The organism is Streptomyces showdoensis (genome assembly GCF_039535475.1).
Taxonomy (GTDB): domain Bacteria; phylum Actinomycetota; class Actinomycetes; order Streptomycetales; family Streptomycetaceae; genus Streptomyces; species Streptomyces showdoensis.
In genome coordinates, this window is the sequence record NZ_BAAAXG010000026.1 from 3,741,790 (window position 1) to 3,755,938 (window position 14,149).

Consider the following 14,149-nt stretch of genomic DNA (forward strand, 5'->3'; position numbering starts at 1 on the left):
GGTAGCACTACTCAGCGGTACCGACTGTTTTCGGACGACGTCGCACCAGGGGTGGAGGACAGACGCTCATGCAGGGCACGGTCGACGGATTCAGTTACGGCCTCGTCACACCGGTGGCGGCCTTCCTCATGGCCTGCCTGGGCGCGGCGCTCGGACTGCGCTGCACCACACGGTCGCTGCGCCACGACGACACCTTCAAGGCCGGCTGGCTCGCGCTCGGCGCCACCTCCATAGGCACCGGCATCTGGACCATGCACTTCATCGCCATGATGGGCTTCTCCGTCCAGCAGGCCCCGATCAGCTACGACCGGCCCCTCACCTTCGCCAGCCTCGGCGTCGCCATCGTCATGGTGGGCGTCGGCATCTTCATCGTGGGCTACCGCGGCGCCACCGCCCTGACCCTGGTCACCGGCGGCACCATCACCGGCCTCGGCGTCGCCACCATGCACTACCTCGGCATGGCCGGCATGCGGCTGCACGGCCAGATCACCTACGACACCCCCACCGTGGCCCTCTCGGTGGTCATCGCCGTCGTCGCCGCCACCGTCTCCCTCTGGGCGGCCGTCTCCATCCACGGCTTCCTGGCCAGCCTCGGCGCCAGCCTGGTGATGGGCGTGGCCGTCAGCGGCATGCACTACACCGCCATGGCGGCGGTCGACGTCGAGCTGCACGGCACGCCCGCCCCCGGCGGCGGCGACACCGCCACCTCGCTGCTGCTGCCCATGCTGATCGGGCCGGCCGTCTTCCTCCTGCTGGCCGCCGTCGTGGTCATGTTCGACCCGCTGCTCGTCATGGGCGAGCCCGACTGGCAGAAGCCCACGGCCCGCGGCGGCTACCGCCACGGGGCCCCCGGCGTACCCGCGCCGCGCCGCGCCCCGGCGTACGGCGAGCCCGCGAACTGGTCGTCCGCGCGGCCCGCCGCGCGCACGGCCCGCAGACACACCCAGCGGGGCACCTACCGCTCCCAGGACTGGTGATCCGACCGCCGCTCCGGCCACGGCGCCGAGCCGATCACCGCCCGGCTGTCAGTGCCGGGTCGTACGGTGGTTCCATGCGGCCCGTTTCCAAGATCGAACGTACGGTGGCGCCCTTCGAGGTCGTCAGCCCCTTCCAGCCCAGCGGCGACCAGCCCGCCGCCATCGCCGAGCTCGACCGGCGCATCCGCGCCGGCGAGAAGGACGTCGTCCTGCTCGGCGCCACCGGCACCGGAAAGTCGGCGACGACCGCCTGGATGATCGAGCGGCTCCAGCGCCCCACCCTGGTGATGGCGCCGAACAAGACCCTCGCCGCCCAGCTGGCCAACGAGTTCCGCGAGCTCCTGCCGAACAACGCGGTCGAGTACTTCGTCTCGTACTACGACTACTACCAGCCCGAGGCGTACGTCCCGCAGTCCGACACCTACATCGAGAAGGACTCCTCGATCAACGAGGAGGTCGAGCGGCTGCGCCACTCCGCGACCAACTCGCTGCTGACCCGCAGGGACGTCGTCGTGGTCGCCTCCGTCTCCTGCATCTACGGCCTCGGCACCCCGCAGGAGTACGTCGACCGGATGGTCGACCTCAAGGTCGGCGACGAGATCGACCGCGACCAGCTGCTCCGCCGCTTCGTCGACATCCAGTACACCCGCAACGACCTGGCGTTCACCCGCGGCACCTTCCGGGTCCGCGGCGACACCATCGAGATCTTCCCGGTCTACGAGGAGCTCGCCGTCCGCATCGAGATGTTCGGCGACGAGATCGAGGCGCTCTCCACGCTGCACCCGCTCACCGGCGAGGTCATCAGCGACGACCAGCAGCTGTACGTCTTCCCCGCCAGCCACTACGTCGCGGGCCCCGAGCGCATGGAGCGGGCCGTCAACGACATCGAGCGCGAGCTGGAGCAGCGCCTCGAGGAGCTGGAGAAGCAGGGCAAGCTGCTGGAGGCCCAGCGCCTGCGCATGCGGACCACGTACGACATCGAGATGATGCGCCAGATCGGCTCCTGCTCCGGCATCGAGAACTACTCGATGCACTTCGACGGCCGCGAGCCCGGCTCCCCGCCCAACACCCTCCTGGACTACTTCCCGGAGGACTTCCTGCTCGTCATCGACGAGTCGCACGTGACCGTCCCGCAGATCGGCGCGATGTACGAGGGCGACGCCTCCCGCAAGCGCACCCTCGTCGACCACGGCTTCCGGCTGCCCTCCGCCCTCGACAACAGGCCGCTGAAGTGGGAGGAGTTCCAGAAGCGGATCGGCCAGACCGTCTACCTCTCCGCCACCCCCGGCACCTACGAGCTGTCCCGGGGCGACGGCTTCGTCGAGCAGATCATCCGCCCGACCGGACTCGTCGACCCCGAGGTCGTGGTCAAGCCCACCGAGGGGCAGATCGACGACCTGGTGCACGAGATCCGGCTGCGCACCGAGCGCGACGAGCGCGTGCTGGTCACCACGCTCACCAAGAAGATGGCCGAGGACCTCACCGACTACTTCCTGGAGCTCGGCATCCAGGTGCGCTACCTGCACAGCGACGTCGACACCCTGCGCCGCATCGAGCTGCTGCGCGAGCTGCGGGCCGGCGAGTACGACGTCCTGGTCGGCATCAACCTGCTCCGCGAGGGCCTCGACCTGCCCGAGGTGTCCCTGGTCGCCATCCTCGACGCCGACAAGCAGGGCTTCCTGCGCTCCGGCACCTCGCTCATCCAGACCATCGGCCGCGCGGCGCGCAACGTCTCGGGCCAGGTCCACATGTACGCGGACCGGGTCACCCCGGCGATGGAGCAGGCCATCGACGAGACCAACCGGCGCCGCGAGAAGCAGGTCGCCTACAACAAGGCCAACGGCATCGACCCGCAGCCGCTGCGCAAGAAGATCAACGACATCGTCGCGACCATCGCGCGCGAGGAGGTCGACACCGAGGAGCTGCTCGGCAGCGGCTACCGCAAGTCGAAGGACGGCAAGGGCGCCAAGGCGCCCGTCCCCTCGCTCGCCGCACACGCCCCGAAGGGCAGGGCGGGCAAGGCCGGTTCCACCGTCGAGCTCGGCGACCGCCCCGCGACCGAACTGGCCTCGATCATCGAGGAGATGACCGACCGCATGAAGGCGGCCGCCGCCGAGCTGCAGTTCGAGGTCGCCGCCCGGCTGCGCGACGAGGTCTCCGAGCTGAAGAAGGAACTGCGCCAGATGAAGGAGGCGGGCCTGGCCTGACCGGCCCGCGGGCCGGTGTGTTGCAACACCGACACAAAACCGGCCCGCGCCCGGCGCGTTGTCAGTGCCCCTGCGTAGGGTGCTGCTCACACCGATGAGAGGGGCAGCGCGTGACGGTCAACATGACCAAGGGGCAGGCCATCAGCCTGGAGAAGAAGGACGGGGGCAACCTCACGTCCGTGCGGATGGGCCTCGGCTGGCAGGCGGCGCCCCGCCGCGGCCTGTTCGGCTCGCGCACCCGCGAGATCGACCTGGACGCCTCCGCCGTGCTGTTCGCCGACAAGCAGCCGGTGGACGTGGTCTTCTTCCGCCACCTGGTCAGCGACGACGGCTCGGTCCGCCACACCGGCGACAACCTGGTGGGCGGCGTCGGCCAGGGCGGCGACGACGAGGCGATCCTGGTCGACCTCCAGCGCGTCCCGGTCCACATCGACCAGATCGTCTTCACGGTGAACTCCTTCACCGGCCAGACCTTCCAGGAGGTGCAGAACGCGTTCTGCCGCCTGGTGGACGAGACCAACGGCCAGGAGCTCGCCCGCTACACGCTGGCCGGCGGCGGCCAGTACACGGCCCAGATCATGGCCAAGGTGCACCGGGCCGGTGCCGGCTGGCAGATGACGGCCCTGGGCAACCCGGCCAACGGCCGCACCTTCCAGGACCTCATGCCCTCGATCTTCCCGGTCCTGTAAGCACGCCCGAGCACCACGTTCGCACGTACGGAGAGACGCAGCAGATGACCGCCGAGCTGGTCCGGGGGCAGAACCACCCCCTGCCCCACACCCGCCTGGAGATCCGGGTCTCGGCCGGTCATCCGGTCCTCGCCGCGGCCACCCTGGTCGACGAGGGGGGACGCGTCCCGGGTTCCGGGGCCGTCGCCCACCCCGGGGCCGCCGCGCTGCCCGGCATCGAGGTGCCCCGGCAGGCCGCGACCCAGCACCGGCTCGCCGTCGACCTGGAGGCCGTCGAGGCCGCCGTCCACCGCGTCTGCGTCCTGCTCGCCCTGCCCGTCGGGGTGGAGGGGCCGGCCCGCTTCGGGGTCGCCGCGGCCCCCGTCGTCACCGTCACGGCACCCGACGGCACCGGCATCGCCGACTACACCATCACCGGCCTCGACCGGGAGTCCGCGCTCGTCGCCCTGGAGCTCTACCGCCGCCAGGGCGCCTGGAAGGTCCGGGCCGTCGGCCAGGGGTACGAGGGCGGGCTCGCCGCGCTCCTCGCCGACCAGGGCCTGGAGCGCCCCGCGGAGCTCGCCGCCTCGATCCTGGAGGCCGTCGCCCAGGGTCTGGCCCGCTCGGTCGCCGCTCCGCCCCCGCGCGTCCCCGACACCGACCGGGTCCGGCAGCCGGCCCCGGCCACTCCCGCGACCCCCGCGGCCCCCGGCGGGCCCGTCGACTACACGCACCCGCGCCGCCGCCCCGCCCCCGACGCCGCGCCGCCGCGGCCCGAGCAGCCCCCGGCCCCGCCCGCCCACCCGCTCCCCGTCGCGGGCGACGCCACCGGCTGGTCCATGGACGAGCGCCTCTACAACCAGGTCTGGGGCATGTTCGAGGACCTGGCCCGCACCGCCGCCGCCTACCGCAGCGCGTGCCAGTTCGCCGAGTCCCGCCTCGACCAGGAGCTCGACCGGGCGCTGTCCGACCCGCGCAGCCGGATCGGCGGCGCCGGGGACGCCGCCCGGGCCGCGGCCAAGGCGAAGCACGACGAGCTCACCGCCCGCGCCCAGGAGGCCCTCGACCGCGACCTCGCGCAGCTCACCGCCGAGTCCGAGGTCGTCGAGCCCGCACTGCCCGCCGCCTACGCCCGCTGGGACAGCCCGGTCTGGCAGGCCTACCGGGTCCCGATGGAGGCCCCGATGGCCGTCCGCCTGGGCGACCTCCACCTCCCCGAGCGCACCGGGCTGCGCATCCCGTTCCTGGCCCGGCTCCCGCTGGCCCGCGGACTCTGGGTGGACGCCGGGTGCGGCCACTCCGAGGCGGCCGCCCTGCTGGACGAGACCGAGCTGCGCCGGCTCGCCCTGGAGACGGCCGTCGCGCTGGTGGCCCGGCTGGTCGCGGTGTATCCGGCGGACGGCTTCCGGGTGCGGGTGATCGACCCGGCCGGGTCCGGCGCGGGCGCGTTCGCCCCGCTGGTCCAGGCCGGGGTGCTCGCCGGCCCGCCCGCGGCCGGGGCCGCCGGGGTCTCGGCCACCCTCGCCCAGCTCACCGAGCGGGTCGACCTGCTGCAGATGGCGGTCCGCGCGGGTGCCGCCGAGGACCTGCCGCCCGGCGTCGACACCGCCGAGCACCTCCTCGTCGTGCACGACTTCCCGCACGGCTTCGACGACCGGGCGGTCAACCAGCTGCGCTATCTCGCCGACGAGGGCCCGGAGGTCGGGCTGCACCTGCTGATGGTCGCGGACCGGGCGGACGCCGCCGCGTACGGACCGGTGCTCGATCCGCTGTGGCGCTCGCTCACGCGGCTCACCCCGGTGCCCGACGACCACCTCGCCGACCCCTGGGTCGGCCACGCCTGGACCTACGAGCCGCCGACGGTCCCCCGGGGCAGCGACGTGCTGCGGCAGGTGCTTTCCCAGGTAGCCGATGCCCGACGGCAGTGGGGCCCCTGACCTGCGGGTTTGGCTCGACTTTACCCTTCTCTTTACCTTTCCTTGGTTCTTCGGGTAGTCTGTTTTGCGCGGAGGGGAGTACTCCCCATGCGCGGCGTACCCGTCAGTACGGACAGATCGACGATCTGATCCCGGGGCGTCGGCCCGGGCTCTCGCCCGGGTGGAAGAGACCTCCGGCAGCGACGACGCTGATCACAAGCCGTACGACGCCGGAGGCGCAGTGGACGTTTCGATGACCCTGTGGGTACTGACCATTCTCGGTCTGGGTGCCCTGATCGCAGTCGACTTCTTCATCGGGCGCAAGCCCCATGACGTGTCGGTGAAGGAAGCCGGAATCTGGACGATCGTCTGGATCGCCCTCGCGGTGCTGTTCGGCATCGGCCTGCTCATCTGGGGCAACAGCCAGGCGTCGGGCGAGTTCTTCGCCGGCTTCATCACCGAGAAGTCCCTCAGCGTGGACAACCTGTTCGTCTTCGTCCTGATCATGGCGAAGTTCTCGGTGCCCTCCCACCTCCAGCAGCGCGTGCTGCTGGTGGGCGTGCTGATCGCCCTGGTGCTCCGCGCGATCTTCATCGCCGCCGGTGCCGCGATCATCACGAGCTTCTCGTGGGTCTTCTACATCTTCGGCGCGTTCCTCATCTACACCGCCTGGAAGCTGATCCAGGAGGCGCGCTCCGACGAGGACGAGGACGAGTTCGAGGAGAACCGTCTCCTCAAGTCCATCGAGAAGAAGTTCGGCGTCGCCGACCGCTACCACGGCACCAAGCTCTTCATCCGCAACAACGGCAAGCGGATCATGACCCCGCTGATGGTCGTCATGCTGGCGATCGGCACCACCGACGTGCTGTTCGCCCTCGACTCCATCCCGGCGATCTTCGGCCTCACGCAGGACCCGTACATCGTCTTCACCGCCAACGCCTTCGCCCTCATGGGTCTGCGCCAGCTGTACTTCCTGATCGGCGGCCTGCTCAAGAAGCTGGTCCACCTCAGCTACGGCCTGTCGGTGATCCTGGGCTTCATCGGTGTGAAGCTGGTGCTGCACGCGCTGCACGAGTCCGGGGTGCACGTCCCGGAGATCTCCATCCCGTTCTCGCTCTCCGTCATCTGCGGCGTCCTGATCATCACCACGATCACCAGCCTCATCGCCTCCAAGAAGCAGGAGCAGCGTGAGGCGGCCGAGGCCGCGAAGGCCCCGGCGGTCGACGCCGGCGAGACCGAGAAGGACAGCGTCGACGCCTGACGGCCGACGTGAGCAGGGGCCGGTGCCCGGTGGTGTCACGCCACCCGCACCGGCCCCTGTGCCGTTCCCGGCCTAGACGGGCTCCGGGGCGGGCTCCGGTGCCACCGCCCGGGACGGCAGGGTCTCCGGGAGCAGCGCGAAGCAGCCCAGGCTCACCAGCGCCACCACCGTCAGATAGGCGGCCACGCCCCACGGCGGCCCCTCGCCGCCCTCGGAGACCGTCGTGGCCACGATCGGGGTGAGCGCCCCGCCGAGCACGCCGGCGAGGTTGTAGCCGACGGCCGCGCCGGTGCAGCGGACCCGCGGCTCGTACAGCTCGGGCAGATAGGCGGCGACCACCGAGAACATCGTGATGAACGCCAGCATCGAGCCGAGGAAGCCCAGGAACATGAGCGGCGGCCGCGCGGTGTGCAGCAGCGCCACCATCGGGAACATCCACAGCGCCGAGGCCGCGCAGCCCGCCAGGCACAGCGTCCGGCGCCCGAAGCGGTCCCCGAGCATCGCCGCGAAGGGGGTCACCGCCCCCATGATCGCCACCGCCGCCATCACGCAGACCAGCATCACCGTGCTGGACACGCCCAGCCGCTCGGTGCCGTAGGCCAGCGCCCAGGTGGAGACCGCGTAGAAGACCGCGTACCCGACGGCCAGTGCGCCCGCCGTCAGGAGCACGAGCCGCCAGTGCCCGCGGAACACCTCGGCCAGCGGTGCCTCCGCCCGCCGCCCCGAGGCGGCCAGCTCCTCGAACTGGGGCGTCTCGGCGAGCGAGGAGCGCAGCCCGAGACCGGCCGCGGCGAGCAGTCCGGCGGCCCAGAACGGCACCCGCCAGCCCCAGGAGCGGAAGTCCGCGTCGCTCAGTCCCGCGGTCAGCGCCAGCATCACCCCGTTCGCGAGCACGAAGCCGACCGAGGGCCCGATCTGCGGGAAGCTCGCCCACAGCGCCCGCCGCCGCTCCGGGGCGTGCTCGGCGGTCAGCAGCACCGCCCCGCCCCACTCCCCGCCGAGACCGAGCCCCTGGAGGAAGCGCAGGACGAGCAGCAGCGCCGGGGCGGCGATGCCGATGCTCTCGTACGTGGGGACGCAGCCGACCGCGACCGTGGCGCAGCCGGTGAGCACCAGCGAGGCGAAGAGCACCGGCCGCCGCCCGTAGCGGTCGCCGACGTGCCCGAAGAGGACCGAGCCGAGCGGCCGGGCGACGAAGCCGGCCGCGAAGGTGCCGAAGGCCGCCAGGGTGCCCGCGAGGGGCGAGAAGTGCGGGAAGAAGAGCGGGCCGAGGACGAGCGCGGCGGCCGTCCCGTAGACGAAGAAGTCGAAGAACTCGATGGCGGTGCCGACGAGGGAGGCGGCGGCGAGCCGCCCCATCGACGGAGAGTGACTGTGGCGCATGTCGCGCCAACTACCCGCCCGCCGTCCGGGTTACGGGGGCGTGCGGGGGCGCGACGGGATCACCGGGGGATCACCAGCCGCGCTCGCGCCACTCCTCCAGGTGCGGACGCTGGTCACCGAGCGTGGTGTCGCCGCCGTGGCCGGGGTAGACCCAGGTCTCGTCCGGCAGGGCCCCGAACAGCTTGGTCTCGACGTCGTCGATCAGGCTCGCGAAGGCCTCCGCGTCGCCCCAGGTGTTGCCGACGCCGCCCGGGAAGAGGCAGTCGCCGGTGAACACGTGCGGGTGGCCGTGCGGGTCGTCGTAGACCAGCGCGATCGAGCCCGGGGTGTGCCCGACGAGGTGCCGGGCGGTGAGCTCGACCCGGCCGACCCGGATCGTGTCGCCGTCCTGCACGAGGACGTCGGTCGGGACGGTGATGCCCTCCGCGTCGTACGCCCCGGCGTAGGTACGGGCGCCGGTGGCGCCGACGACCTCCTCCAGGGCCTGCCAGTGGTCGCCGTGCTGGTGGGTGGTGACGACGGACGCGATGCCGTCGTCACCGATCAGCGTGAGCAGGGTCCCGGCCTCGTTGGCCGCGTCGATCAGCAGCTGCTCGCCGGTCGCCCGGCAGCGCAGCAGATACGCGTTGTTGTCCATCGGGCCGACCGCGACCTTCGAGATCATCAGGTCGGTCAGCTCGTGCACGTCCGCAGGTCCGCCGACCTTCACCGCTCCGCTGTACGTCATGGCCTCAGCCTATCCCCGGGCGCGGGGGCCCGGGGCGGCAACGGCGCCTACAGGGGCGGGAGCTGGGGGAGCGGGCCGCCCTCGGCGGCGAGCCGCGCACCCTTGTCGCCGCGCCCGGCCAGCCAGCCCAGGAGCTCGTCCAGGGGGCCGGTGACGGTCACCGGGGCGCCCTTGTCCCCGCCGGTCCGCCCACGGTCGGCGCCGTCGGGGGTGCGCAGGGTCACCGGCGGCACCTCGGGGCGGCCGGACCAGCGGTCGGCGAGGAAGGCGATCTCTCGCAGCTGGAACTCCTCCGGGAGGTCCGCGAGCTCGTAGCCGGCGCCCAGGTCGACGTGGTGCAGGGCGACCTCGACCCAGCGGCGGAAGGGCACCCGGGAGGCGCTGTCGGTGACGCCGTTGCGCAGCTCCACGGTCCGGTCCCAGTCGGCCGGCTCGTCGCACACGGCCTGGAAGCGGTCGGCGGTCGCCTTCAGGTCGGCGAGCTGGACGTCGAGGGTGCGGACGGCGTCCCGCTCGATGTCCGCGTCGCGGGTCTCGCCGTCCTCGTACATCGGCAGGCCCTGGAGCACGTTCACCAGGGCGTCGGCGTTGCGGGCCAGGTGGGCGAGGACGTGGCCACGGGTCCAGCCCGGAAGCCGTGACGGCTCGGCGAGCGCCGCGTTGTCCCAGGAGGAGGCGGCGGCGAGGAGCCGGTCGGTCGCCTCGCGTACGGAGGTCAGGTCACGCACATGGTCGATCATGGCGCAGACCCTAGCGCCGCCGGGGTGTCGCCACTCGTTCGGGTGAAGAGGGCAGCGGAACTCCGGAAATCGAATGTGCGTGCTATAGGCTCGTCGGAAGCATCCGGCATCCTTGGTTGTTGGGTGTGTCAGGCACATCCGCTCTCTCAAGAAAGGTGCGGACCGGCGTGGCCGACCGTCTCATCGTCCGTGGCGCTCGTGAGCACAACCTCAAGAACGTCTCGCTCGACCTCCCCCGTGACTCCCTGATCGTCTTCACCGGGCTCTCCGGGTCGGGCAAGTCCTCCCTCGCGTTCGACACGATCTTCGCCGAGGGGCAGCGCCGGTACGTCGAGTCGCTCTCCTCCTACGCCCGTCAGTTCCTCGGCCAGATGGACAAGCCGGACGTCGACTTCATCGAAGGTCTGTCGCCCGCCGTCTCCATCGACCAGAAGTCGACCTCGCGCAACCCGCGCTCGACGGTCGGCACGATCACCGAGGTCTACGACTACCTCCGGCTCCTCTTCGCCCGCATCGGCAAGCCGCACTGTCCGGAGTGCCGTCGGCCGATCTCCCGCCAGTCGCCGCAGGCCATCGTCGACAAGGTCCTGGAGCTGCCCGAGGGCAGCCGCTTCCAGGTCCTCTCGCCGCTGGTGCGCGAGCGCAAGGGCGAGTTCGTCGACCTCTTCGCCGACCTCCAGACCAAGGGCTACAGCCGCGCCCGGGTCGACGGGGTGACGATCCAGCTCAGCGAGCCGCCGACGCTGAAGAAGCAGGAGAAGCACACCATCGAGGTGGTCATCGACCGCCTCACCGTGAAGGACAGCGCCAAGCGGCGGCTCACCGACTCGGTCGAGACCGCGCTCGGCCTCTCCGGCGGCATGGTCGTGCTCGACTTCGTCGACCTCGCCGAGGACGACCCCGAGCGCGAGCGGATGTACTCGGAGCACCTCTACTGCCCGTACGACGACCTGTCCTTCGAGGAGCTGGAGCCGCGCTCCTTCTCCTTCAACTCGCCCTTCGGCGCCTGCCCCGACTGCACCGGCATCGGCACCCGCATGGAGGTCGACCCCGAGCTGGTCGTCCCCGACGAGGAGAAGTCCCTCGACGAGGGCGCCATCCACCCCTGGTCGCACGGCCACACCAAGGAGTACTTCGGCCGGCTCATCGGCGGCCTCTCCCAGGCGCTGGGCTTCCGCACCGACATCCCGTACGCCGGGCTGCCGCAGCGGGCCAAGAAGGCCCTCATGTACGGCCACAAGACCCAGGTCGAGGTCCGCTACCGCAACCGGTACGGCCGCGAGCGGGCCTACACCACCCCCGCCTTCGAGGGCGCCGTCTCCTTCGTGAAGCGGCGGCACAGCGAGGCCGAGAGCGACTCCAGCCGCGAGCGCTTCGAGGGCTACATGCGCGAGGTGCCCTGCCCCACCTGTGAGGGCACGCGCCTCAAGCCGATCGTGCTCGCGGTCACCGTGATGGAGAAGTCCATCGCCGAGGTGTCCGCCATGTCGATCAGCGACTGCGCCGACTTCCTCGGCCGCCTCACCCTCAGCGCCCGCGACAAGAAGATCGCCGAGCGGGTCCTCAAGGAGGTCAACGAGCGGCTCCGCTTCCTCGTCGACGTCGGCCTCGACTACCTCTCGCTCAACCGTGCCGCCGGCACCCTCTCCGGCGGCGAGGCCCAGCGCATCCGGCTCGCCACCCAGATCGGCTCCGGCCTGGTCGGCGTGCTCTACGTGCTGGACGAGCCCTCCATCGGTCTGCACCAGCGCGACAACCACCGGCTCATCGAGACCCTGGTCCGGCTCCGCGACATGGGCAACACGCTCATCGTCGTCGAGCACGACGAGGACACCATCAAGGTCGCCGACTGGGTCGTCGACATCGGCCCCGGCGCCGGCGAGCACGGCGGCAAGGTGGTCCACTCCGGCCCCTTGAAGGAGCTCCTCGCCAACGAGGAGTCGATGACCGGGCAGTACCTGTCGGGCCGCAGGGCCATCGGCACCCCGGACATCCGCCGCCCCGTGGACCCCGGCCGCCGCCTCACCGTGCACGGCGCCCGCGAGAACAACCTGCGGGACATCGACGTCTCCTTCCCGCTGGGCGTCCTCACCGCGGTCACCGGAGTCTCCGGCTCCGGCAAGTCGACGCTGGTCAACGACATCCTCTACACCCACCTGGCGCGCGAGCTCAACGGCGCCAAGTCGGTGCCCGGCCGGCACACCCGGGTGGACGGCGACGACCTCGTCGACAAGGTCGTGCACGTCGACCAGTCGCCCATCGGCCGCACCCCGCGGTCGAACCCGGCGACCTACACCGGCGTCTTCGACCACGTCCGCAAGCTCTTCGCGGAGACCATGGAGGCGAAGGTCCGCGGCTATCTGCCCGGCCGCTTCTCCTTCAACGTCAAGGGCGGCCGCTGCGAGAACTGCTCCGGCGACGGCACCATCAAGATCGAGATGAACTTCCTCCCGGACGTCTACGTCCCGTGCGAGGTCTGCCACGGCGCCCGGTACAACCGGGAGACCCTGGAGGTCCACTACAAGGGCAAGTCCATCGCCGAGGTCCTGGACATGCCGATCGAGGAGGCCCTGGACTTCTTCGAGGCCGTCCCGACCATCGCCCGCCACCTGCGCACGCTCCACGAGGTCGGCCTCGGGTACGTCCGCCTCGGCCAGTCCGCGCCCACCCTCTCCGGTGGCGAGGCCCAGCGCGTCAAGCTGGCCTCCGAGCTCCAGAAGCGCTCCACCGGCCGCACGGTCTACGTCCTGGACGAGCCGACCACCGGCCTCCACTTCGAGGACATCTCGAAGCTGATCAAGGTCCTGTCCGGCCTGGTCGACAAGGGCAACTCGGTGATCGTCATCGAGCACAACCTCGACGTGATCAAGACCGCCGACTGGATCATCGACATGGGTCCCGAGGGCGGCAGCGGCGGCGGCATCGTCGTCGCCGAGGGCACGCCCGAGGAGGTCGCCTCCGTCCCGGCCAGCCACACCGGCAAGTTCCTCCGCGAGGTCCTGGGCGCCGACCGGATCAGCGACGCCACGGTCCCGGCAGCGCGGAGCGCCAAGAAGGCCCCCGCGAAGAAGGCCCCCGCGAAGAAGGCCCCCGCGAAGAAGGCGACGGCCACCAAGGCCGCCACCAAGGCGACGGCCGCCAAGACCGCCGCCAAGAAGGCCGCGCCGGCCAAGAAGACCGCCGCGAAGAAGACGACCGCCAGGGCCCGCAAGGCCTGACGGGCACCGACGACCGGCCCCGTCCCGGCCCCGAGGGGGTGGCCCCGCCGACACCGGCGGGGCCACCCCCTCAGCCGTCGCCCAGCTCGTGCCCGTACGGCGGCTCCGCGCCCGCCCTCGTGCAGGTCAACGCCGCCGCCCGGGCCGCGAGGGACAGCAGCTCCCGCCACTCCTCCCGGGACAGGGCGGCCGGGTCGCGGCCGGCGAGCCCGTGCAGCAGGGCCGCGTTCACCGTGTCGCCCGCGCCGATCGTGTCCACCACCCGCACCCGTACCGCCGGCACCGACACCTCGAACCCGCGCGTGAAGACCGTCAGGCCCCCGGCGCCCCGGGTCAGGACCACCGCCCCCGGGCCCCGCTCCAGCAAGCCGGCCGGGGAGCCGCCCAGCCAGGCCGCGTCCTCCTCCGAGAGCTTCAGCAGCGAGACGTACGGCAGCCAGCCCGCGAAGCGGTCCCGGTAGGCCGCCGGGTCCGGGATCAGGCCGGGCCGCACGTTCGGGTCGAGCAGGGTGAAGACGCCCTCCCGGGACGAGCGCCGCAGCAGCTCCTCGTACGCGCTCGCGCCCGGCTCCAGGGCCAGCGAGCAGGTCCCGAAGGCCACGGCCCGCACCCCCTCCGGCAGCCGCTCGGGGAGCACGAAGAGGCGGTCCGCCGTGCCCTCCACGTAGAAGCCGTAGCGCGCGGAGCCGTCCGGGCCCACCGAGGCCACCGCCAGGCTCGTCGGCTCGGGCCCGCGCTGCACGAGCCCGGTCGCCACCCCCGCCGCCCGCAGGCCGCCGAGCAGGGCCTCGCCGAAGGCGTCGGTCGAGACCCGGGAGCAGAAGGCGGCCTCCGCGCCGATCCGCCCGAGGGCCACCGCCGTGTTGTACGGGCCGCCGCCCGGCCGGGGCAGCAGCGGGGACAGGGGGCCAGCGGCCCCGTCCGGAACCAGGTCGATCAGGGATTCACCGGCGACGACGATCACGTACCGGAAGGTAACCCATGCCCCACCCGTCACGACAGCCCCGCCGCAGGCCCCCGCGAGCGCGCCGGTATCGTCGTTCGGGTCACCC

The 14,149-nt window shown here is 71.8% G+C and carries 10 protein-coding genes; 6 read left to right on the forward strand and 4 right to left on the reverse strand.

Annotated elements, in window-relative coordinates; translation table 11 throughout:
* Window positions 1-68: 68 nt before the first annotated feature.
* The 5 genes from ABD981_RS30135 (at window position 69) to ABD981_RS30155 (ending at window position 7,029) form a co-directional block, all read left to right on the forward strand.
* Complete coding sequence (locus tag ABD981_RS30135; RefSeq protein WP_046907115.1) at window positions 69-977, forward strand: MHYT domain-containing protein; 909 nt, start codon at window positions 69-71, stop codon at window positions 975-977.
* A 74-nt stretch (window positions 978-1,051) separates the two neighbouring features.
* Window positions 1,052-3,184, forward strand: a complete 2,133-nt coding sequence (gene uvrB, locus ABD981_RS30140; protein ID WP_046907116.1) for an excinuclease ABC subunit UvrB — start codon at window positions 1,052-1,054, stop codon at window positions 3,182-3,184.
* 110 nt (window positions 3,185-3,294) lie between these two features.
* Window positions 3,295-3,873, forward strand: coding sequence for a TerD family protein (locus ABD981_RS30145; protein WP_046907117.1), 579 nt, complete (start codon window positions 3,295-3,297; stop codon window positions 3,871-3,873).
* A 44-nt stretch (window positions 3,874-3,917) separates the two neighbouring features.
* A complete protein-coding gene (locus ABD981_RS30150; RefSeq protein ID WP_345530415.1) occupies window positions 3,918-5,789 on the forward strand; it encodes a TerD family protein in 1,872 nt (623 codons plus the stop codon).
* A 232-nt stretch (window positions 5,790-6,021) separates the two neighbouring features.
* Window positions 6,022-7,029 (forward strand): TerC family protein, encoded by a 1,008-nt coding sequence (locus tag ABD981_RS30155; RefSeq protein WP_240495479.1) that lies wholly within the window; start codon window positions 6,022-6,024, stop codon window positions 7,027-7,029.
* A 72-nt stretch (window positions 7,030-7,101) separates the two neighbouring features.
* Here the strand turns inward: ABD981_RS30155 and ABD981_RS30160 are convergent, their stop codons facing one another.
* The 3 genes from ABD981_RS30160 to ABD981_RS30170 form a co-directional block, all read right to left on the reverse strand.
* Window positions 7,102-8,388: an MFS transporter gene (locus tag ABD981_RS30160; protein WP_046911904.1), complete on the reverse strand. Its 1,287-nt coding sequence runs from the start codon at window positions 8,386-8,388 to the stop codon at window positions 7,102-7,104.
* Between the two features lie 94 nt (window positions 8,389-8,482).
* On the reverse strand, window positions 8,483-9,139 hold the full coding sequence (locus tag ABD981_RS30165; protein ID WP_046911903.1) for an MBL fold metallo-hydrolase: 657 nt from the start codon (window positions 9,137-9,139) through the stop codon (window positions 8,483-8,485).
* A 47-nt stretch (window positions 9,140-9,186) separates the two neighbouring features.
* A complete protein-coding gene (locus ABD981_RS30170) occupies window positions 9,187-9,879 on the reverse strand; it encodes a maleylpyruvate isomerase family mycothiol-dependent enzyme (protein ID WP_046911902.1) in 693 nt (230 codons plus the stop codon).
* A 167-nt stretch (window positions 9,880-10,046) separates the two neighbouring features.
* Between ABD981_RS30170 and uvrA the strand changes: the two genes are divergently transcribed.
* A complete protein-coding gene (uvrA, locus tag ABD981_RS30175; RefSeq protein WP_046911901.1) occupies window positions 10,047-13,097 on the forward strand; it encodes an excinuclease ABC subunit UvrA in 3,051 nt (1,016 codons plus the stop codon).
* Between the two features lie 70 nt (window positions 13,098-13,167).
* On the opposite strand, the gene ABD981_RS30180 is transcribed toward uvrA, so the two are convergent.
* Window positions 13,168-14,061 carry a carbohydrate kinase family protein gene (locus ABD981_RS30180; RefSeq protein WP_046911900.1) on the reverse strand — a complete coding sequence of 298 codons (894 nt, stop codon included), beginning with the start codon at window positions 14,059-14,061 and terminating at the stop codon, window positions 13,168-13,170.
* Window positions 14,062-14,149: the final 88 nt, after the last annotated feature.